This is a genomic window from Kiritimatiellia bacterium, assembly GCA_026417735.1.
Classification (GTDB): domain Bacteria; phylum Verrucomicrobiota; class Kiritimatiellia; order PWTM01; family PWTM01; genus CAACVY01.
Map to the genome: position 1 here is coordinate 23697 of JAOACR010000003.1, position 22421 is coordinate 46117.

General features: G+C 67.5%; 15 protein-coding genes. 11 read left to right on the forward strand and 4 right to left on the reverse strand.

Annotation, left to right across the window (positions count from 1 at the left end; all coding sequences use genetic code 11):
- Positions 1–57: 57 nt before the first annotated feature.
- On the reverse strand, positions 58–3240 hold the full coding sequence (locus tag N2652_00300) for an SUMF1/EgtB/PvdO family nonheme iron enzyme (GenBank protein MCX7817652.1): 3183 nt from the start codon (positions 3238–3240) through the stop codon (positions 58–60).
- Positions 3215–5902, reverse strand: a complete 2688-nt coding sequence (locus tag N2652_00305) for a Tat pathway signal sequence domain protein (GenBank protein ID MCX7817653.1) — start codon at positions 5900–5902, stop codon at positions 3215–3217. Before N2652_00305 ends, N2652_00300 begins: the two co-directional genes overlap by 26 nt.
- On the opposite strand from N2652_00305, the gene N2652_00310 reads away from it, so the two are divergent.
- Genes N2652_00310 through N2652_00325 form a run of 4 tightly spaced genes read left to right on the forward strand, consistent with a single transcriptional unit; the run spans position 5901 to position 10061 of the window.
- The gene (locus N2652_00310; protein MCX7817654.1) at positions 5901–7433 is read left to right on the forward strand and encodes a hypothetical protein; all 1533 of its coding nucleotides are present in this window, start codon (positions 5901–5903) and stop codon (positions 7431–7433) included. The genes N2652_00305 and N2652_00310 overlap by 2 nt on opposite strands.
- Positions 7430–7960 (forward strand): hypothetical protein, encoded by a 531-nt coding sequence (locus N2652_00315; GenBank protein ID MCX7817655.1) that lies wholly within the window; start codon positions 7430–7432, stop codon positions 7958–7960. The genes N2652_00310 and N2652_00315 overlap by 4 nt, the downstream gene beginning before the upstream one ends.
- Positions 7957–8805, forward strand: a complete 849-nt coding sequence (locus N2652_00320; GenBank protein ID MCX7817656.1) for an ABC transporter permease — start codon at positions 7957–7959, stop codon at positions 8803–8805. Before N2652_00315 ends, N2652_00320 begins: the two co-directional genes overlap by 4 nt.
- 5 nt (positions 8806–8810) lie before the next feature.
- Complete coding sequence (locus N2652_00325; protein ID MCX7817657.1) at positions 8811–10061, forward strand: ABC transporter ATP-binding protein; 1251 nt, start codon at positions 8811–8813, stop codon at positions 10059–10061.
- Here N2652_00325 and N2652_00330 read toward each other — a convergent pair.
- Entirely contained in the window at positions 10025–11200 is a 1176-nt protein-coding gene (locus N2652_00330; protein ID MCX7817658.1) for a hypothetical protein, read from the reverse strand. The genes N2652_00325 and N2652_00330 overlap by 37 nt on opposite strands.
- Positions 11201–11311: 111 nt before the next feature.
- Between N2652_00330 and N2652_00335 the strand changes: the two genes are divergently transcribed.
- Positions 11312–12073: a class I SAM-dependent methyltransferase gene (locus N2652_00335; protein ID MCX7817659.1), complete on the forward strand. Its 762-nt coding sequence runs from the start codon at positions 11312–11314 to the stop codon at positions 12071–12073.
- 18 nt (positions 12074–12091) lie between these two features.
- Here the strand turns inward: N2652_00335 and N2652_00340 are convergent, their stop codons facing one another.
- A complete protein-coding gene (locus N2652_00340; GenBank protein MCX7817660.1) occupies positions 12092–13576 on the reverse strand; it encodes a DUF4832 domain-containing protein in 1485 nt (494 codons plus the stop codon).
- A gap of 128 nt (positions 13577–13704) precedes the next feature.
- Here N2652_00340 and N2652_00345 point away from each other — a divergent pair, with 128 nt between their 5' ends.
- From N2652_00345 to N2652_00370, 6 genes are all read left to right on the forward strand, one after another.
- Positions 13705–15531, forward strand: coding sequence for a cell surface protein (locus N2652_00345; protein ID MCX7817661.1), 1827 nt, complete (start codon positions 13705–13707; stop codon positions 15529–15531).
- 52 nt (positions 15532–15583) lie between these two features.
- Positions 15584–16711, forward strand: coding sequence for a hypothetical protein (locus N2652_00350; GenBank protein MCX7817662.1), 1128 nt, complete (start codon positions 15584–15586; stop codon positions 16709–16711).
- A gap of 165 nt (positions 16712–16876) precedes the next feature.
- Positions 16877–19051, forward strand: a complete 2175-nt coding sequence (locus N2652_00355) for a RecQ family ATP-dependent DNA helicase (GenBank protein MCX7817663.1) — start codon at positions 16877–16879, stop codon at positions 19049–19051.
- A 1-nt stretch (position 19052) separates the two neighbouring features.
- Entirely contained in the window at positions 19053–20324 is a 1272-nt protein-coding gene (locus tag N2652_00360; GenBank protein ID MCX7817664.1) for a DNA-processing protein DprA, read from the forward strand.
- Positions 20325–20416: 92 nt separating this feature from the next.
- Positions 20417–20905, forward strand: coding sequence for an STAS domain-containing protein (locus tag N2652_00365; GenBank protein MCX7817665.1), 489 nt, complete (start codon positions 20417–20419; stop codon positions 20903–20905).
- Position 20906: 1 nt separating this feature from the next.
- Positions 20907–22358, forward strand: coding sequence for a SpoIIE family protein phosphatase (locus N2652_00370; protein ID MCX7817666.1), 1452 nt, complete (start codon positions 20907–20909; stop codon positions 22356–22358).
- The last annotated feature ends 63 nt before the right edge of the window (positions 22359–22421 follow it).

Here is a 22421-nt window from a genome sequence, read left to right on the forward strand (position 1 = left end):
CTGAGTGCTTTGGCTCGGCACGAGCGCAGTGGTGGCCGGCCGGCAGGGTAGCCGGTCTCAGCGCGGATCCGGCAGCGATTCGGCGACGACGCGAAATCCGACCGTCGCGTACCGTCCCCAGGGAGGCAACGGGATCCGGACGTGCGCGGCGGCCCAGCGGGGACGGTCGCGCCACGAGCCGCCGCGGACGACGCGCGGGCCTTCGGCCGCGGGGTCGTTGCGTCCGTCGTCCGCGTACGGATAGGGACGGTGCAGCGATCGCGTCCATTCGGCCACGTTCCCATGCACATCATGGAGCCCCCAAGGGTTCGGTCGGTATCTGCCGATCGGGGCCGGGCCGGTGGCCCGATCGTCGCAGTCGCCGGCATGTGGCAACCACGGCGGTGAGTCACGGATCAACAGTTTCAGAAGGGATCGGTCGGCAAGGTTCGCGAACGCGGAAAAATCGACGGTGGGTTCGCCGTACCACATGGGCGTGCGGCGGCCCGCGCGGGCGGCGTATTCCCACTGGGCTTCGGTGGGGAGGTCAACGACGCCGCCGATGCGTTCGGACAGCCATCGGCAGACGGCGCGCGCGGAGTGCCAGGAGATGCGGATGGCTGGCTGAGTCGGCTGGTGGGCGGGCAGGCCGGGACCGACGTGGTCTTTGTTGTACTGGCTGATCGCCCCAGAATCATGGGCGGGATCGCAGAGCCGGACGATCGCATTGGGGATTTCATGGCGGGAGATCCAGAACGGTGACGGGATCGTGACGGGGTGAGCGGGCCGTTCGTCGTCGGCGCCATCGTCGGCGCCCATCCAGAAGGTGCCGGAGGGCAGCCGAACCATTTCGAGAACGACGCCGGGGGCTAGTTCGAAGCGCCGGACCGGTGGTGGGGGAAGGGGCGTTTCATCGGTTGTTGGGGGGGCCGTCCCGGCCCGGCTGCGGGGCGGAGCGCTGTTGGGCGGCGGTGGTTGAAAGGTTACGGCAAGCGGCGGCTGCGGGGGATATTGTTCCCAGTCCTCTTGAATGCCGGCATATGTTGCACGCAGCTGTGCGCGGAGGTCGGCCCAGCTGGAACGGCGGCGACCGGTTTGCTCGGTCCAGGTGCCATGATCCGGCACGTTGAGGTCAAGCCAGGTGATGAGCCGATCCCACTCCTCCGGTGCAAGACGGACGCCGTGGTGGCCTTTCCGCAACAACCACACCAGCTCGCTCGTGTCGGCGTGGTATTCCATCGGGGGTCGCGGACGGTAGTCGCTTTCGGGACCGGGGCGATTCACGAACGGGTGCAGCGCGACATAGGCCGGCGTGAAATTGCGGAAAGGGGAAGATCCAGCACTGCGAAAGTCGGGCCGGTCGGCGGAACCATCGTGGCAACCGACGCAACGGCGATCGAGCACCGGTTGCACTTCGCGACGGAACGAGAACGGGCGCGGTGGACCGTACCAAGGTTCGATGCGCGAGGGCTCGCGCCGGAACGCGGCGCGAGGCGCCGGAGAAGCCACTTCGGCATTCCGCTCGTGGCAGCCGACGCAGGAGACGTTCTCGCCGGGCATCGCAGTGAACCACGAACGCATGACCTGCACAGCCGCGCCGTTTCGGTCCAGCGGCTGCAGCGCGATGGGGATGTTTGCGGGCACACGGAAGAAGGCGGAACCGTCCTCCTCGACGGGGACGGTGCCAAGAATGCGGCGCGCGTCCCACGGACCGTCGATACCGATGTCGATGTGGCCGCCGGTGCCCGGCAGCGCGTAGTGGTAGGCGAACAGACGCAGCGCCCGCACCGTACCGCGTGGGACACCGCGCATGGGTTCGCCGAGATACACGTCGTGGATCAGTACGGTCGCATCGTTACGGTTGAGGTCCACGTTGGGGGGGATGATCGGCGGGCGGGGTGATGGCCGCCAAGGTGTCGGTTCGAGCCAGGCGATGTCGGGGTCCTCGCGGAGCAGCACGAGGTTGTCGAAGACGTCCGCTAGCCAAAGGCCCCACGGGCGGTCGGGGGAGGGTTTCATGGAGACGAGAAAATAGCGGCCGGCGCCAGCGCCGGTGGCCGGGTCCGCGAGCGGAACCGGGTGCAGGAACTTCGGCCAGGAGCGGTCCACCAAGCGGTCGGCGATCACCGGCGGCACAAGCTGGGCGCGACCGGGAATGCGTTGCACGGCCCCTTCCGCGTCGCGGTCGCCCCGGGACACGTCGAACAGAACCAGTTCTCCCATGCGGGCGACACCGTGATGGCCGGACACGATTGCGATCAGCCGGCCCGGCTGGCCGGGAATCGGGCGCGCGTAGAAAACGGAGGTGGGCCAGTAGGAGTTGCTGCCGTACAGCGCACGCTGGTGGGTCCCGTCCGGGTTCATCGTAAACAACAGGCGGGTGAAGTAGTGCGGCGTGTCGGTGTACTCCCATCGGGTGTAGAGCACGCGGCCATCTTCGAGCAGCGTCGGGCACCAGTTGTGTTCCTGATCGAAACACAGCTGTCGGACTCCTGAGCCGTCGAGGCGGCATCGAAACAGGTTGGCGACGCGGGTTCCGCCGCCGACGCAGGGCACGCCGGCGATGCAGGCGGTGGAGGCGAAGATCACGTCGTCGTCGGCCAGGTAACAGGGGTCGTATTGGTCGCAGGAGGGAGGAAAACCGGAGGTCACCTGGCGGACCTGGCACCGGTCGAGATCGAGCTCGAAGATCTGCCATGACGCGGAAGGTCCCAGCGGCGCAGAGAACAACAGGCGGCGGGCGTCGAAATGCAGCTCGAGGTCGGCAATCATCGCCGGCGCCTCGGGCGCCCAGATGCGCTGCGGCGGGGCGTCTGGGTGGTCAAGCTCGAGCGAGACGATTTCCGTTGGGGGGCCCGGGCGCCGTAGCGCGCAGTTGCCCTGCCAGTTTTGCGGAAGGCCGAGTGCTGCGCCATCGAGCTGGCGGTCCGTCGGCACTGCGCGGCGCAGCGCCAGAATCTTTAGACCTTGCAGCAGAGGGTTGGCGAGGAGTGCCTCGCGCTGCAGCGCGGCGACCTCCGCCTGTAGCGCGGCCGGGTTGGTGGCCGCGGCGTGACGGGCGAGCAGCTCTGCGGCGCGGCGCTGCCATTCGGGACCACGAGGATACCGTGGGCCAAACGACGCGATCAGGTCTGCGATCGCGTCGTGGACCGCGCGGGGATCCGGAGGCGGCAGCGCGCCGCTGGCGCACAGGGTTGCGATCGCCAGTGTTGCGGCGGCCCCGAAACGGAGCCGGTCAGTCCACGGGTATGAGTTCCACATGTTCGATATTGATTGCGGGCGCGCGATCGCCCGCGGCTTCGAGCTGCACCGTCCAGGGGCCGGCCTCGGGAAGGATGAGGCGCACGGGAGGGCCATCCACGAAGCGGCCGTAGTCGCCAGTGGCGGGTGCGGTCAGCGAAACCGCGATCGGGGTGGCGTCATCCGTGCCGGTGGCGCGGAGGAAAACGGCGCGCACTTCTGCGCCGGGCCCGGCGGCGCGCAACCGTACATTCCATGTGCCGGCGCGCGGCACTCGCACGCGCCACAGAATGCGATCCTCCCGGTCGGTCCAGCGGCCGATGTTACCGGCGGGGGACTTGCGTTCGCGCAGCAGCCGCGTGCCCAGCAGTGCTGCGCTGGTCGCATCGAGTCGCAAAACGCCCTCCGGTGTTGCGCGGACCCACGGGGCCTTCTGAGACCCGTACCAGTTGAGGCGGTCCGGATCGGCCGCGACTGGCTCGACCGCCAGTTCGGCTTCTTCCGGTGGCTGCGCGGCGGGAAGCAGCAACACGCGCTCGCCTGCCCGGAGGTCCACCGTGGTCACCGGCCGGCCCTGTTCATCCGGCGCGGTGGAGATCGAGAACGGCCGGGAACCCCGCGCGATCACCGGGCCGGTCCAACCGGTGCGGACGCGGCAGGGCGCCCCGGCCAGGCTTTGGATCCGAATCCATCGCGTGGCTCCGCGGCGCCGCAACGCAGACACCAGAAACGCACCCTCTGCGCGCATGTCGCGGATCACCACATCGGTCCAGTCGGCCGGAACTGCGGGGAAGACGCGCAGTTGCACGCCAAACGGTTCCATGCACCACGACTGCAACAGCATCTCATGCAGCGATGCGGCGGCGGAGAGGGGTGTTTCGATCACCGGGCCGGCCTCGAGGTACATTGTGTTCGGCTGGACGAAACCGTCGAGGAAACGCCGCAGAAAGGCCGCCGCCGCCTCCGCGCGGCCGAGCCAGGCCGACATCGCCGCCGCGCCGGTGAAGGAATATCCCTGGTGCGCTCCCTCGAGGCCGATCCAGTGGTCGAGCGAACGTTCCAGCAACGGTCGCTGGCGGGGATCCTCGGGGTCGTAAAGGTGGAGAGGGTAGAACGCGAGGAGATGCGAGAAGTGTCGGTGCGACTGTGCGAACGGAACACCGGCGCCGACCATGAAACCGGTGCGCTCGTCCACGGGCAGGGGGGCGAGGCGCGCGAGCGTGTCGCGCCATCGGGGTGCCTCGGGGTCGTCGAGACGGAGATGTTCATGCGCGGCCAGCAGCGTGGAGAGTGCCCACCGCAGCAGCGCAAGGTTGTAGTGCGTATCCCGAGCACGGTCCGGGTATTCCGGCGAGATGTCTTCCGGGAAATGCAGGCGCCCGTTCTCGCCGGGTCGGAGCTGGTGCAGCATCCATGCGGCGGCGCGGCGCAGCCAAGGATAGAGGCGCTCGCGCAGAAGTGTTTCGTCGCCGGCGTATCGGTAGTGCAGCCAGACGTTGTGAAGTGCCCACGTGAGGTTGCCGAACTCCGCGCCGGCGGGCCCGCGGCAGTCGTGATCGGAGGTACGGCCCACCGCTGCGGAGTCTGCGCGGAACGGCTCCGGAACGTTCGCGATGAGGTTCGACCAGCCCCGATCGATCATGCGGACCAGTGACTCACCCACATCCAGGCGGTTGGCCGCGTAGACCGGCCAGTAGGTGAGCTGGAGATTCAGGTTCCACCAGAAACGGGGCCAGGGCGTCGAACGGAACCATGGTCCCATCAGGTCGATTGCCGGACCGTCGGAACGGGCGGCGGAGGCGAGCTTGTACATCTGGATCCAATAGAAGCCCTCGAGCCGGGTGTCCGGGATCGAAAGAAAATGGCGCGGCCACCAACTGTGCCACCACGCGCGATGGTCACGCACCAGGGTGGGCCAGCCGGCAAGCGCCGCTTCGGCGACGTTGGACGCCGCGGCCGCCGGGTCCGGGCGGGGAACCACAGACCAAAGGAGCCGACCGCCATTGGCGCCTGCCGGTTGCACGGTCCATGCCAGCGCATAGCCGCCAGCCTCGCGAAACGGTTGCAGCAGGGTTCGGATCGTGTTCTGTTCGTCGCGCTGCGGGGGGGGATTCAGGTCCTTGGGGCCCAGCGGCTCGCCGCGGAACACCTTTCGTGCGTCCACCGCCGGCTCGTGCACGAGGATGGGCTCCACCGCCTCAGCGCCCTCCACAGTCCAAGCGACGGCGTGCACGGGGCGGTCGGCACAAGTGAAGGCCGTCCATGAGATCCGGCCACGGTCGGTCGTCTGGGTTGCAGTCATTTCGGCGTCCCAGAGGTGAAGGCGCATGGTGCCAGCGAGAGTGCGTCCGACGGGGCGCATCGCGAAGAAACCGATGGCGATCCGGTTGCCCCGGTCGACGACTTCGGAGTGGCCGATGTCGAAGGCCAGCCAGCCATTGGTCCGGATATACGCCATGGCGCCGAGACGGCCGTTGCCGGTAAACGCCCCTTCGTGCCAACGGGCGGGTAGGCGTTCCCAAACGAGGTCGTGGCGGGCGAGAAATTCCGGCCAGACTACGCGGTCCGGAACATCCGACGGGTCGGTGGATGTCGCTGCGGTGGCGGCCGCCGCTGCCAGAAAAAGCCAGGGCACGAGTAGACGGCCCGCAGCGTTCTCCGGCGGCAGACCGGCGATTCTCATGCGGTGGCCTATACCCGAACGCCGATCAAAGGGCAAGATCGCCGCCGCGGTGGACGGCTTGCTGGGCACGGCCGCGCGGTTTGGCGGCCGGCTCGACAGGGGGGCAAGGCCGGGATATATGCGGCCGTTGGACGCTTCGATGTTTTCAGGAGTCAGCTTCGGAGTTGATACGGACGCCAGCGGTTGGGCGGTGGTTCGCGCCTGCCGCCGGTGGGGGCGTGTGGTCACCCAGACGATCGCAGCATCCGCGCGGGGGGAGGAGGCGGCGGATTGTGCGCGACGCCTTCGAGAGGCCTTATCTGGTGTGCCGGCAGCGCGGTGTGAGGTGGCGGCGGCGGCGCCGGCGGCTGAGACGATTGTGCGCCGGGTTGAAGTGCCGGGGGCGTCGCCCGCGCGGGCGCGAGCGGTAGTGGGGTCGTTGCTCGATGTTCAGCTACCCTTTCGGATCGAGGATTGTGCGGTTGCGGTTCCGGAGTTGCGGCGGAAGGACGGTGGCACCTCGGCGCTGGCGGCGGTGATTCCGCGCGAGGCGTTGGCCCGCCGGTGCGAGGCGCTGGTGGCGTTGGGGGTGCGGCCGACAGTGTTGGATGTCGAGGGCTTGGCGGTGTGGGAGGCGGCGCTTCGGGAGGCGGGCGAACCGGCGATGGGCGAGCTGCGTGTGGCGGTACACGCGACGGCGTCGCGATGGGTGTGTGCGTTCGGGAGCGTGAAGGGGCTGGAGGGGGTGGTCACGGTCCGGGAACCGCCGGGAGAAGAGGGTTCGGCGGGGTGGGAACGGGTGGATGTCATGCTGCGCTCGGCGGTGGCGAACCAGCCGCGTGAGCGTGAGTTTTGGGTGTGGTGTGGCCGGCCGGCGGGGACAGTGCAGCGATGGGCGCAAACGATGGCAGCACGGCGGCGGGGGACGGCCGAGGAGTACGGACGTGTGTTGGCCGATCCGGAACTGGCACTCGCACGGACACTGGCACTTCGGGCGCTGGAGGGAATGAGCCGTTGCGCGAACCTGCTGGGGGAGGATGAGCTGCCGGCTGAGGTGCGAAGGGCAAAAAATGTTGCGGCGCTGTTGGCCTGTGGGGGCTTGGCGATCAGTTCTGTGGCGGCTTTAGGAGTGGAGGCTTGGAGACTCTCGGCGATCAGTTCGCGGGAGCGCGACCTTGCCACTGTGGTGGCCAGGCGGGCGCGCGAGGTGGGCGGCCTTTCTCGGGTCCAGCCGGGCCTTGAAGTGCGGATGGCACGGGAGGCGGTTGAGCGGCGGCTCGAGGCGCTGAGACCCCTCGACCGCTTGTTTCAGCCACCTCAGACCGCGGTGCTGGCGGGGCTGCTGAGGGTGGCGTCCGAGGCCGAGATTCATCTTGAGACGGTTGATCTGTCCGACCAAACGGTACGGGTTGAGGGGACTGTTCCGGACCGCGAAGCGGCGCGGCGGATGGCGGATTTTTTCCGAATGCTGGGGCTGGTGCCGAAGATGGAGTTTGGGCCATCGCTGTCCGACGGACGGGTTCCCTTTGTGATGGAGGGCGGACGGCGGTGAGAGGATGGGTTCGCGAGGTGGCGCTCCCCGCCGCAGCTGGGGCGCTGGCGCTGGCCGCGCTCGGAGGGGTGCTCTGGACGGAGCTGGTGGCGTTGCCGGCGTACCGCGGGCGGTGCGCGGCGCGGCGGGAAGAGCTTGCGCAGCTGGAGCAGATGGCGGAGGCAATTGCGAGATATGCGCCGCACTTGAGCGAGGTGGATGCGGCGTTGGGCTCGGCTGGACCCGTGCGATCGCCGGTCGAACTCTTTGCGGGAGTCGGTTCGGGCGTCTCTCCGCCGGCGGTGTCCGGCGAGCGTGAGCTGATTCTGGACGAGGCCCGCGCGATCCGGCGGGTGGAGCTGGCCATGCCGGAGGTGCCGGTGGATGTGCTGGCGGTGTTTTTGCACGCGTGCGCCACCGCGCGGCCGCCCTGGCGAGTTGCCGCGCTGCGGCTGCAGGCCCTTGATGCAGGTTCGTCGCGGGCCCGCGTCGCCCTCACGCTGGAGGCGCCGGCGTTGCGGCGTCAGGAGGAGCTGCGGCGGCCATGAGCACGGCGGACGTCGCGATGCTGATCAACGAACCAACGGGTGCACGGTCGACCCCTTCTGCGTGGCGCACGGGTGCGTGGCGGGAGATGCTGGGGGCGCTGATTGCCCGCGAATTGAAGGGGCGCTACAAGGGGTCGGCGGTGGGGTTTCTGTGGGCGGTTCTGGTACCGCTGTTTATGGCGGCGGTCTACGTGATGTTCCTGCGGATCCTCGCGGGGCAACGGATGGGCATCGGCCGCGTGTTGGTGGGGGTGTTCGCCTGGCAGTATACCGCGCAGTGTCTACAGGGCGGGATGGTCTCGGTCACTTCCAACGCGAACCTCGTGAAAAAGGTGCTGTTCCCCCGCCTGCTTCTGCCTACTGCGACGGTCGCCGCCCAGCTGGTCCACTACGGCGTGAGTCTGGCGGTGCAGATCGTCCTGCTAACGGCGCTGGACGCGGTCGCTTGGAGCCCGCGCGGCTGGCTCGCGCTCCCCGCGGTGATCGCGGGGCTCACCGCGCTCAACCTGGGACTGGCGCTGCTGCTGTCCGCCGCGCATGTGCACCTGCGCGACACCCAGCATCTGGTTGGCGTGCTGTTGAGCGCATGGTTCTTCGTGAGCCCCGTGATGTACGACCTCGACTTCGCGCGCGCATTTCTGGAGTCCCGACCGAACCTTGCGCCGTGGATCTGGCTGAATCCGCTGACTTCGCTGCTGACCGCGTTGCGCGCGTGTCTGCTGAGCGACGTCAGTTACCCGTGGACACCGCTCTCCGCGGCCGCGCTCGGCTGGCCGGTAGTGGTGCTGGCCGTGGGGCTGGCCGTGTTTCAGCGGGCGCAGAGACACTTCGCAGATCTGCTGTAGGGCGAATGAGCGACGATGCTCCAGCCGCGCCGGCGATCGAGGCCCGAGGCCTGGGTAAGCGATATCGCGTTCGCGGCATCGGACCTCCGACGCTGTTTGGCCGCCTGCGTGACGCGCTGCAGGGCCGCGCCGCGCCGGAATTCTGGGCGCTGCGCGATGCGACGTTCGCGGTGCCGCGCGGGCGCACCGTGGGTGTGATCGGACCCAACGGCGCCGGCAAGAGCTCGTTGTTGGGGTTGGTGGCGGGCACGATCACGCCAACGGCGGGACGCGTCGTTGTTCGCGGCCGCATCTGTTCGCTGCTCGAACTGGGCGCCGGGTTTCATCCGGATCTGACCGGGTTGGAGAACATACGCCTGAACGCCGCACTGCTGGGCATTCCGCGTGAGGAGCTACGGCGGCGAACCGATCGCATCGTCGAGTTCTCCGGTTTGGGGCGGTTCATCGGCGAGCCGGTGCGGCACTACTCCAGCGGCATGTACGTGCGGCTCGCATTCGCGGTCGCGGCGGAGGCGGAGCCGGATATCCTGCTGGTGGATGAGGTGCTGGCGGTCGGGGACGTCGCGTTCCAACTCAAGTGCCTCGACCGCATCCGCCGTTTTCAGCGGGAGGGACGCACGCTGCTGTTCGTTTCCCACGCGCTGCAGACGGTGGAAGAATTTTGCGACGAGGTGTGGCTGCTGCACCGTGGCCGGATCGTTGCGCAGGGCGAGCCCGCACCAACGATCCTCCGTTACATTCGGGAGTTCATGGGCGAGGGCGGCCCAGTGTTTACGCAGGAGTTCGGCACGCGAGAGGCGGAGCTGGCCGACGTGGTGCTGGAGGACGAGCGCGGCGCGTCGACCGCGGTTTTCGAGACGGGGCGCCGGATGAGCGTGCGGATCCGCTGGCGGGCGGCACGGCGGATTGAGCGACCGGTCTTCGGCTATTCCATCAAGACCGCGAACGGCCTTTACCTATGCGGCAGCAACACGCAGATCGCCGGAGTGGAGATTCCGGCGATCGAAGGGGAGGGAGACATCCGGTTGACGTTCGATCCCCTGCGGCTGATGGAGGGGCACTATCTGCTTTCACTCTCGCTCCATTCCTGGGACCACAGCCGCCAGTACCACCGCCGTGAGGACTGGTATCCCTTTGCGGTGCGCAACCGCACTGGAGCGCTGGGGTTGGTCGAGCTGGACGGGCGCTGGTCGTTTGGAGAAGGGAAGGGCAGTTCGGCTCAGCCCCCCGACGCGCCGCGGGCCGCGAACGCCTGAATCAGCGGCTCCAGCCGCGTACCTGCGGCCTTCTGCAGTAGCGCCCCAAAATCCTTTTTGGCCGCGGCCGTGCCGTTGCCGGACCGGAATCCTTTGGGGCTGGTCGCGAAATGCTTCGCGATGAGCCGCTCCATGTCCGGCCAGACTTTTCGCCACGCTTCGGCCGCCGGTTGGTTTTTCAGCTGTTGTTGCAGGATGCGGATCCGCGCCTGGAGCGGTCCGCTCGCCGGAAACCCCTGCAGAAAGGCGAGCCATTCGGCTGCCCGCTCCGGCGCGGCGGTGACCGCCGGTTCGACGCGGTCAAGGACCGCCGCGACCCAGGCCTCTCGCTCGCGCGCCGCCTCGAGACGGCCTCCACGCTCGCGACGAAGAAATATGCCGTTCATCCAAAGGACGCTGTCGATGATCGCCTCGGTCGGTCCCCACCGGCCGGGTTTTTCGGTGTGCCACTCCATCCGTGAGGGCCGGCCGTCGCTGAACTTCAGTGCGGTGCAGGCCAGATCCCACCGGCTGATCGTCGCGGCGGAGCCGATTGTCGCCAAGGCTGCGGTCTTCGGCAGGCGTGCAATTTCCTCCGGTCCGACCCCCATGTTGATCAGCAGCAGACCAGCAGGTTCGATGCCTTTGGTTTCGTGCAGCGCGAGCACGGCGGCGCGGACGCCGTGGGAGAATCCACCCGCGTACACCCGACGGGAATCCACGGGCAACCGTACCAACGCATTGCTCAACGTCAGTCGCGCTGCGGCCAGCGCCCGATCAAAATTTTCGGAGGCGCCCGCTGCCGGCACCACAAGCATCCAGCCGTTGAGTTCGACCGCGTCCAGAAACCGCCCTAGCGTGCTCCCGCCGGGGACCGACGAGCTGACGAACAGCAATAGCGGGTACTTTCGGCCCGCTTGAAGTCCGCGGGGCAGGTACAAATGAAACGTCTGCGATTCGTCCCCGACGCACGGAACATTGGTGACGATCTGGCCCAAGGGCCATTCCGTCGCGAGCGGTGCGCCCGTGGTGCCGTAGTTCGACGGCGGCACGGACGGCGCCTCCAATGGCGCTGCCACGGTGGATGCAGTTCCTCCGAGGGCTGCGGCCAGCAGAGCGGCCCGGGAGCCGTATACCCACACGTTGGAATCGATTCGCATGCAGGTGATATCTCGTGTACCGTGGATTTACTTTTACCTCTATAACATGACTGGCGCGAATCGCAATCACTTCTTCGCGGAAGCTATTCGGGAAATCTATTTCGGCGCCGCATGATCGCGATTCTTCGATCGCTTCAGCAAATGGTGTTCCGCTATTACCACGAGAGCGGGGACAGGTCCTACGATTGGGCTGGACAGAAAGTTGGAGCGCTCCGTCCACAGCGCCTCCTCGATGTGGGTTGTGGTGATGGACAGAGGCTATTGCGCTACTTGACTGAAAAGCCCAGCCAATGGTTCGGGGTCGAGCGGCATCCCACGCTTGCGGCTAAAGCGCGTGAAGTAGGAATCAAGGTTTTGGAATTTGACCTCAATGGCCGGTGGCCACTGCCGGATGCGTTTTTCGAGGTGATCCACGCGGCACAAGTGATCGAACATCTTCACAATACTCGTCTGTTTGTGGAGGAGATGCGGCGAGTACTTGTGCCGGGCGGCTGGGCCATCCTGACGAGTGAAAATCTGACCAGCTGGCTGAATTTGGCAGCGATGATCTTGGGGTACACGCCATTCTCGCTCCAGCAAACGTGTGGTTGGTATCTGGGTAACCCCATGGGGCTACATGCGGGCGAGGAAATCGCCGTCGACTTGAATGTTTTACAACCGGACGATCCGGCGTTCAGTGGTGTATCGGGTCACGTTCGTGTGCTGGGCGTCCGACAAGCGAGAGAACTGTTTATTCGAAGCGGGTTTGCGAAGGTCGAAGTGAGGACGATCGGCTTGCTGCCTCTTCCTGTGTTCGTGGGTCGCCGCCTTGAGCGATGGATCCCGCAGAGGGGACATTGGTTGTTGATCGCGGCGCAGGCTCCGTCCGGCTGAGCTTGCCGGCGATGTCGTTTACGGGCGGACCTCGAACGCGGTTAAGGGATACCAGCCGTCGTCGGCACGTCCCTTGATCGCGATGCGGATGGCGGGTCGTAGCGAGTCGGGCGGAACGATTGCCAGCGCAACCCCGTACTGCCCGGCGGGCAGGTCCGGCGGAAGGCGCAACTCGTCGGTCGCGAGGGTCGGCGGTCCGGGCGGAAGGTCGGGTGGCGAGTGGAGGAATGCCTCGTCGAACACAGGGACATCGCCAGGCATCCAACGCTCCACCGTGGTCTGGCCGGGAAATACCAGTTGCCGCCCGTCGGTGGCGGTGAGGCGCCACGCGAGCCGGTAGGGGCGATAGCACGGGGCCGAGCCGACGTTCTGCCAGACGGTGACGATCCGGAAGAGGTCGCCCGGACGGGCACTGGCGGGGTGACGGAGCTCGCGGAGGACGAACCGGTAGCCGAGCCGCCGCAGAAACCGCTCGATCTCAGCGCGCACCTCGGGGCTTTCCGGCAGCGGCGCAGATTTGTTGTTGACGAAGGAGCCATGGCAGGCGAGCGCGTAGTTGAAGATGTACCGTAGCGACCATCCTTCGTGCACCCATCGGCGGATGTCCCAGCAGGTTTCCCACGCCACCGGCGCGCGTCGCCAGGCCTCGAGCGCGCCGGCTTCGCGCAGCCACACCGGATACCCTCGGCGCATGTGGCACCAGTTCTTTGAAAATCCGCCCATGTCACCGAGGCAGTCCGCACGCCAACCGGTGCCGCGCTCGAGGGCCTCGCGGAGGCATTCGCGACCGCCCACCAGCATCAGGAGCGGCGTGCGGCGGAACGCGGCGAGGTAGGCGCTGACCACGCGACGGCGAACATCGAGGGAGGGTAAGCGGGCGCGGCGGCTGCCGCTCAAATGCCATTCGCCCCACCAGCCGATCGAGCCCAGGTCCACGTGCTCGAGATCGGGGTGGCCGTCGTAGCGTTCTCCGAGCCGCCGCAAAAAATCGAGATGGAGCTCCAGGGTTCGTGGATCGTCAAAGTCGGGGATGGGCAGCGGTTCCTGTCCGTTGTAATCCGCCGCGATCACCCGCCCGCCGGCCGCCTCGAGCCATTTCGGGTGGTAGGGCTGACGGGGCGTGGTCGAGCAGCACATCACGCGAAACGCGAGCGTCTGACCCGCAGCCCGGCATTCGGCGAGCTGGCGGTCGAGCAACTCCGCGTTCAAGCGTCCCGGCTCTGGCTCCAGCTCACCCCATCCCCAGCGCGTATACGCGACGGTGGAGGGAATCCACGGCGGCAAGGCGCGGTCGCTGCGCGCCGTTCGGTGGAAGGTTTGCCAGCCCATGTGCGGGTTGGGCAGCAGGTCGGGGATCTCAGTGGGGCGCACCACCACGGCGTCGGCGGCGCTGGCGCCGAGGGGGACGGCGACGGTCGCTAGCACGAGGCGGCAGATGGCTCGGCAGACTGGCGGCGGGGGCTTCGGGGACGTGGTCCAACGATCCGTGAGGGAGGACTTCATCGGGCGATGTCTCCAACGGCGGTTGTGCGGCACTGAGGACATCGTGCAACGGCGGTTTGAATCTGGCAACGTGCGCGACTACGCTCGCCGATGGTCCTGGCAACGCCGGACGACAAGGAGTGTGTCGCATGCACGGAGTGCGTGGGATGATTGCGGCGATCACAGCCGGCTCGATCGCGTGCGCGGCGGCCGGGCCCGTGTCGCCGCTGGCGATCGCGGTTTCACCCGACGGTTCGAACGTTTGGGTGGCAGGAGCCACCGGCCGGTGCGTGGCCCATGTGGACCTCGTCGCCGGCCAGGTCCGCGCGGTGTGGCCGCTGCCGGCGGAGCCGGCGGCGCTCGTTGTTTCGAAAGACGGCGCCCGGCTGTGGGTGGCTGGCGGCACCGGAACCGGCCAAGTGTGGGTGGTCGAGACGGCTGACGGGCGGCTGCTGCACGACTGGCCAGCCGGCCACTCGCCGGTGGCGCTGGCGATCGCCCCGGATGGCGCGCAGCTGTATGTGTGCGACCGGTTCGGCGGTGTGGTGCGCGCGATCCAAACCTCCGACGGCACCCAGATCGGACAAGTGTCGATGCCGCGCGAGCCGATCGCCTGCGCGTTGACGCCGGATGGCTCGCGGTTGGTGGTGGTCAATCATCTGCCCGCCGTGCCGGCCACCGCGGAGGTCGTCGCGCTGGATGTGGTGATTCTCTCGGCGGCCGACCTGAAGGTCCTCGCGACGGTCCGGCTGCCGAACGGCTGCAGCGTTGGGCGGGGCGTCGCGCTCTCGCCCGACGGGCGTTTCGCCTATGTCACTTCGATTCTCGGTCGGTTCACGCTTCCCACCACGCAGCTGGACCGGGGTTGGATGATGACGGCCGCGCTCAGTGTCGTGGACGTGGCCGCCGGCCGTCTCGTCAACACGGTGCTGCTCGACGAGATTGATCACGGCGCCGCGAATCCCTGGGGTGTGGCCGTCTCTGCCGACGGGCGCTGGCTGGTGGTGGCACATTCCGGCACGCACGAGCTCAGCGTGATTGACCGGGCGGCGCTGCACGATCGTCTCGATCGCGTTGCGCGCGGAGAGGCGGTCACGCCGGTGAGTTCGACGCCGGCACAGGTGCCGAACGATCTGGCGTTTTTGGTGGACATTCGCGAACGCGTTCGACTCCCCGGCAACTCGCCGCGGGGTGTCGCGGTGGTCGGCGACCGAGCCTGTGCGGCGATGTATTTCACCGATTCGCTGGCGGTGGTTCCTCTGGCCGGCCCGCCGCGCCGGCCGTCGGAAATTCGATTGGGCTCCTCCGAGTCGCCGATGTCGATCGTGCGGCGCGGGGAGATGCTCTTCCACGATGCCGCGCTCTGTTTTCAGGAGTGGCAGAGCTGCGCGAGCTGCCACCCCGACGGTCGGGTGGACGGGCTGAACTGGGATCTGCTGAACGACGGGATGGGCAATCCCAAACAGACCAAGAGCCTAGTGCTGGCGCACCAGACGCCGCCGGCAATGCTCAGCGGCGTGCGCGCGACCGCCGAGATCGCGGTGCGTTCCGGGATCCGGTTCATTCAGTTTGCGGTGCGGCCGGAGGAGGAAGCGCAGGCGATGGACGAGTACCTGAAGGCGCTGGCGCCGGTCAACAGTCCGCATCGCGCACCGGACGGCTCGCTGACCGATGCGGCGCGTCGGGGCGAGGCGGTCTTCCGCAAGGCCGGTTGCGAGGAGTGTCATCCGCCGCCTTTGTATACGACATTGAAGAGCTATGACGTCGGCACCGGTGTCGGACCGGATGCGAACAAGCCGCTGGACACGCCAACGCTGCGCGAGGTGTGGCGGACCGCACCGTATCTGGATGACGGTCGGGCGGCGACACTGCGCGATGTGGTGACGACGTTCAACAAGGACGACCGGCACGGCGAAACATCGAAGCTGACACCGGCCGAGATTGACGATCTGGTGCAGTATTTGTTGTCGCTGTAACGCGCCGACAATATTTTGAAGGGGTTTTCGTTCAGTGGTCATGAGCGGAATCATGACCACGCCCTCGCTCCGGCCGGTGATTGATTCATTTCGTCAAGCTCGTCTGCACGTGGTGCGCTTGTCGGCGGGCGGCCTGCCCCGCTTTTTTGCAACGGATGCGCCCGGCGGCAACGGGGGCCCGGAACCGCTGGCGCGGGAAATCGGCGAATTTCTTGCGGCGACCGGCGCGACCGTCGCCGCGATGGATTTGTTCGGCCCGTGTGAGCTGGAGGCGAAAACGCTCGATCTCTTGCGGCGCTACTGCGGCCGGCTGGACTGGCCGATCACGTGGATTGACGGCTCCGCGTGCGCGGGGCATGCGCCGGTGGCCGCGCAGTTCTATGCGGTGGGCGGATCTTGTGAGCCGATTTTCTTCGAGGGCCGCAGGGTCGGGACCCTGATCGAGGACGATGACGCGCGCTATGCGATTCTTGTCGGGCTGCTGCCGGCGGACCTTCACGCCCGCCGTGGCGATCAGGCCCGGTCGGTGTTCGAGCGGATGGATGCGGCGCTCGCGCCGGTGGGCATGGATTTTTACCACATCGTGCGCACCTGGCTGTACTGCGATCGGATCCTCGATTGGTACAACGAGTTGAACCGGGTGCGAAATGCCTTTTTCGCGGAACGCGGGGTCTACGACCGGCTGGTGCCCGCCAGCACGGGGGTCGGCACCGCGAACCCGTACGGTGCGGCACTGGTGGGCGAGGCGCTGGCGATTCAGCCGAAGCGGGGTGACGTGTCCATTCGCAGTCTTCCGTCGCCGCTGCAGTGCCCGGCGCCGGCGTACGGGAGCTCCTTCAGCCGCGCGGTCGAGGTTCGCTTGCCCTCGTATCGGCGGCTGTACGTGTCCGGCACGGCGAGCATTCACCCGAACGGCGAGACCGCGCACGTGGGTGATGTGGACGCGCAGGTCGAGCTCACCATGCGCGTCGTCGAGGCGATCATGGAGCAGTCGGCCTATCGGTGGGCGGATGTGAACCGCGCGATCGCGTATTTCAAACATGCGGCCGATGCGTCGGCCTGGGACCGGTGGTGTGCGCGCCACCGGCTGCAGGGGCTGCCGATCGTGGTGGTGAAGGCGGACATCTGTCGCGACGATCTGTTGTTCGAGATTGAAGTGGACGCGCTCGCGATCGGCTGAGCGCAGCGCGGTGAGTTTGGGTTGGGCCCGCGGTCCGTGGGTGGGCGGACGCGGGCCCGATCTGTGCGGGGGGACGACGGCCCACAAATTGACGGTCGGCGAGGGGGGGCTACCATCGGCCGTGTTTTTCCCTGGGGGTTCGAAAAGGATGTCGGAGGCGCGCGCATGGATTTGAACAACAGTCGGTTGAAGGCGCTCGCAATGCTGAGGTCTGCGCTGGGCGATTCGGCGGCGGACTTCCGACCGGGACAGTGGGAGGCGATCGCGGCTGTGCTGGCTGGGCGCCGCCAGCTGTTGGTGCAGCGGACGGGTTGGGGAAAGAGCATGGTGTATTTCCTCGCTAGCCGGTTGCTGCGGGAGGCGGGACGGGGGTTCACGTTGCTGATCTCGCCGCTGCTCTCGTTGATGCGGGATCAGATTCGTGCGGCGCGGGAACGGCTCGGCGTTCGGGCGGCCACGATCAACTCAGAGAACCGAAAGGAGTGGGCGCTAGTTCAGTCGCAGTTGATGGCGGATCAGGTGGACGTTCTCTTCATTTCGCCCGAGCGGCTCGCGAACGAGGACTTTCAGCGCGACGTGCTGGGGAAGACGGCGGCGCGCATCGCGCTGTTCGTGGTGGACGAGGCGCACTGCATTTCGGACTGGGGGCACGATTTCCGGCCGGATTACCGGCGCATTGTGCGAGTGCTCCAGGCGCTGCCGCCGGGCCTGCCGGTGCTGGCGACAACCGCGACCGCGAACGAACGGGTTGTTGCGGACGTGGTGGCGCAGTTGGGCGAACTGGAGGTTGTGCGCGGGCCCCTTGCGCGCGATACATTGGAGCTGCAGAACATCTGGATGCCGAACTATGAGGAGCGGATGGCGTGGCTCGCGGAGCACCTCGGCGAGCTGCCGGGCAGCGGGGGGATCTACGTGCTCACGCGACGCGATGCGAATCGCCTGGCGCGGTGGCTGAAAGACTGCGGCTGGCCAGTCGAGGCCTATCACAGCGGTCTTGACGACGACAGCCAAACGGATGGGGCCAGAGGTTTGGCCGCGAACCGTCGGGAACAGTTGGAGGAGCGGCTTCGCCGCAACGAGGTGAAGGCGCTGGTCTCGACCGTTGCGCTGGGGATGGGATTCGACAAACCCGATCTCGGATTCGTGGTGCACATGCAGAGGCCGCCGTCGCTGGTGCATTACTACCAGCAGGTTGGCCGCGCGGGGCGCGCGGTGGAACGCGCGGTCGCGGTGTTGCTCGGCGGTGAAGAAGACGAGGAGATCATCCGGTACTTTATCGAGTCTGCGATGCCACCGCACCTGCATGTGGTGAAAGTGCTCGAGGGGCTGAACCGGGCGCCCGGCGGTGTTTCGGTCGGCGAACTGCAGGAAATGGTGAACCTGCCGCAGGGCGCGATCGAAAAGTGCCTCAAGTTTCTCGCGGTCGAAACGCCTTCGCCGGTGTCGCGGGTGCAGTCCCGATGGATGGCCACGCCGGTGGAGTACCGGCTGGACGAGGCGCGCGCCCGGGCGCTGCGCGAGCGGCGTGAAGCGGAACAGCGGGAGATGACGGAATATCTCCACGCGCGCGACTGTTTGATGGCACGCCTGTGCCGCGCGCTCGACGATCCGGCGGCGCCGTGTGGTCGCTGTGCGAACTGTCGCGGTGAGCCGGTGGTTGGGATCGGTCATGCGCCGGAGCGAACGCGGCTGGCCTCGCAGTTTCTCCGGCGATGTTATGTCGAAATTGCGCCTCGGGTGAAGTCGCCCAGCGAGCGCGTGGCGGCGGCGATCTTTGCGCAATGGGTGACGGGCGACCTTGCCTCGGGGATGAAGCTTTTTGCGACGGGCCGATTCCCGATGCCGAGGCTCAACGAGGGGCGCGCGCTGTGCCTGTGGGGGGACGGCGGGTGGGGACGGATGGTGCGGGAGGACAAATATCAAAACGGTCGGTTCCGCGACGAACTGGTCGAGGCGTGCGCGGCGATGGTGAGGGAGTGGGCGCCGCGGCCGCCGCCCACGTGGGTGACGTGCATCCCGTCGCGATCGCGGCCGGAGCTGGTGCCGGACTTCGCCCGCCGGCTTGCGGAGCGGTTGGGCCTTCCATTTGCGCCGGCGCTGATCAAGGTGAAGGACAATCAACCGCAAAAGTTCATGCAGAACAGTGCGCAACAAGCGCTGAATGTGTGCGGGGTGTTTCAAGTGGATACCTCGGCGATGCGAAAGGAACCGGTGCTGCTGGTGGATGACGTGGTGGACTCGCGGTGGACGATGACGGTTGCGGGCGTGTTGCTGATGGGGCGCGGTTGCCCGGCGGTGTGGCCGGTGGCGCTGGCTTCGAGCGCGAGGGACGGAGGCTGATATGAACGGCCAGACACCGGGCAATCTGAATGCGGACGCGCGGGCGATCCTGCTGCTGTGTGGCTACTTTGACGCCTCTGCATGCGATGAAAAGCCGCTGGGCGCTGGTGAGTATCACCGGCTGGCGGTCTGGCTTCATCAACGGGCGCTTCGGCCGGCCTCCCTGCTGGAACTCGAGGGCTGGCGACGGCTGGAGGACGGGGACGCTCCGGTCGAATCGGAACGCGTTCGGCGGCTGATGTCGCGGGGTGGCGAAATGGCGTTGGCGTTGGAGCGCTGGTTGAACAAGGGGCTCTGGGTGCTGTGCCGCAGCGACGCAGCTTATCCTGGTCGGCTGAAGTCCGAACTCAAAGCAAAGACGCCGCCGATTCTTTACGGAGCAGGACCGTTGGAGCTGCTGGGCGAGGTCGGGCTGGGTGTGGTCGGTTCCCGCCATGCGCCCGAGCCGTCACTCGGTGTTGCACGCATCTTGGGTTGCGCGGCCGCTCGCTGCGGGGTGCCGCTGGTTTCGGGAGGGGCGGCCGGGGTGGACATGGCGGCCGCCGAGGCGGCGCTGGACGAGGGTGGGCGGGCGGTGCTGGTTCTGGGAGACAGTTTGTTGCGCCGCGCCTGCAGAAAGCCGGAACGGGATTACCTGCGCGAAGGCCGGCTGGTATTGCTCTCGCCATGCAGTCCCGAGAGCCGTTTCTCCGTTGGCGCGGCGATGGGACGCAACAAAATCGTGTATGCACTGGCGGATACGGTGGTGGTGATCAGCGCGAGCGTGGGCAAGGGAGGGACGTGGGCGGGCGCAACGGAAGCACTGAAATTGTGGCCAAACGACCGCGTGTTCGTGTGGGTGGCCGATGGCGCTCCGGAGGGCAATCGGAAACTCGTGGAGAAGGGGGCGCTGCCGGTGGCCGCCGCGGACGAGGCCGATCTGGTCGCGTTCGTGCGGGCACGGGTCGCACCTGGTCGGCCGTCGGGGCGGCCGCGTCCGGCAGTCTGCGAGGCCGGTGAACGAGCGCCCGTGACCGCCGCCGAACCGCCTGCAGAGCGTCTCTTTGCGGCTGTGCGGCGCGAGCTTTTGGCGGCGCTGCAGGAGCCGGTCACCGCGTCGAAACTCGCCAAGGGGCTGCGGCTGGAGCCCTCGCAATTGCGGGTCTGGTTGGAGCGGCTGCTCCACGAGGGGGCGATTGAGCAGCGTCGGTGCGGTCGGACGACGCTCTGGTGTGCGAAACAGCCGAATCTCTTTGGTGAAACGGAGGGGAGCGCGGCGACGGAAGATGGGTAGCCGTGGGAGCGGCCCACGTTTGACCGCGCCGGCATTGACCAGTAGAGTCGCCGAGCAATATGGGCAACGGCTCTCAGGGTGTGGGGCGGGTGATGGTGTGGCTTGATGCCGGCCGCGCATGGATTCGGGTCACGGGGCGGGGGACGTTGTCGGTGGGGCCGCCGCTGCGGGAGTTCATTCAGCACGCGGAACAGCAAGGGGTTCAGGAGGCGGTGTTGGAGCTGGACGAGTGTGACTCGATGGACAGCACCTTCCTCGGATTGATTGCGGGTTTCGCGATGCGGCTGCGCCGGGCGGGCGGGCGAATGCTGGCGGTATCGCCGGGCGAACGAGTTCGCCGCCTGCTGCACACGCTGGGGGTGGACCGGCTTCTGGAGATCGCGCCGGTGGCGCCGGCAGCAGGGCAGGCCGCCGGGGAGGAGCTTCGGCCGTCATCGGTGGCCGGTTCGAGGGAAACGGTGCTGGAAGCGCATGAGACGCTCGCCTCCGTTTCGGAAGCGAACCGGGAGCGATTTCGCGATGTGATCGAGTTTCTGCGCGAGCGGTCCGGCGGGGTCAGCAACGCGCCCGGAGGGCGCTGAGATGCCGTTGCGGGACGCGGTCGGCCTGGCGGTCGCCGCCGGCGTCGGGGTGGTGGGCGCGCTCGGGGCGGCGTTGTGGCGGCGGTACCGCCGCTGCCGGCGCGAGGCGGACGAGTTGCGGCGCGAGCGCGAGGTGATGATGGGCTTCGTGCACGACGTCGCGGAAGTTTTTTCAGAGACCGACGAAGAGGGGACCGACGCGCTGCTGGAGCGGGTTCTTTTCTACGCGCTGCGCACCAGCGGTGCGCTGTCGGGTGCGATTTACCTGATGGAACCGGATGGCGGCACGCTGCGCGTTCGCGCGGTGTCTGGGTTGTTCGCTCCGCTCGGACGGGCGTGGACGGAGCCGCTGGGTGACACGGGGCAGGGGCCGTCGGCGGCGCTGGAGGCGGCGGTGCGTGCCGAGCTGGTGCGGACCGGCGAGGGCATAGTGGGCGACGTCGCATGGCGCGGTGCCGCCCGATTGATCCATGACGCGGAGCGGGAGCCGTCGGTACCGCGGCACGGTCCCCCGGCGCTTCGGGTGCGCACACTGGCGGCGGTACCGATGAGGTTTCGCAATCGCGTGATGGGAGTGCTGGTCGCGGTGAACCGAGCGGATCGCCGCCCGTTCACGCCGAGCGATGTGAACCTGCTGCAGGCGCTCGCTGACCAGGCCTCCGTCTCGGTGCATTATGCACGGCTGCGGGATGAGCTGGACGAGAAGCGCCGGCTCGACCACGACCTGGCGCTGGCGCGCCAGATCCAGGCCGCATTGTTGCCGCGCTGTCTGCCGACGCCTCCTGGCGCGGAGTTTGCGGCGGTGAACGTGCCGGCTCGGCAGGTTGGAGGGGATTACTACGACGCGATCCAGGTGGACGATCGTCGCATCGGACTGATGGTGGCGGATGTGTCGGGCAAAGGCGTGGCGGGCGCGCTCTGGATGTCGGTTTGCCGCAGTGTGACGCGCGCGACCGCGCCGGGGTGTCCCAGCCCTGCCGCCGTGCTGCGCGCGCTGAACCGGGTGATGTCGCCGGACCTCGGCGGGGACATGTTCGTCACTGCGTTGTACATGGTGCTGGATCCGCCGGCGCGCCGCGTGACGGTCGCTCGGGCGGGCCACGAGGCGCCGGTGCTGTACCGGCCGCTCAGCCGCGGTCTGACCCGGATCGACTCGCCGGGAGTGGGCATCGGCATTGGCGATCCGGCGATGTTTGACGAACTCATCGAAGACGTATGTGTGCCGCTGGAATGCGGCGATGTGCTGGTTGCGTTCACCGACGGCCTGAGTGAGGCGCGGAACGATCAGGGCGAGGAGTTTGGCGCGGACCGCATCATGGAGACGGTGGTCCGCACCGATCCGCCGAGCGCCACCGCAGTGGTGGAAGCGCTGCAGGATCGGGTTCGCCGTTTTTCCGGGGGCCGTCCGTTCGAGGACGATCTGACGATTCTCGTTGCGCGGCTGACCGCCTGAGGGGCAGGCCGGCACGTCGACGGAATGAGCGTGCCGAGAGCGTGGCGGTGGCGGTCGGTCCGA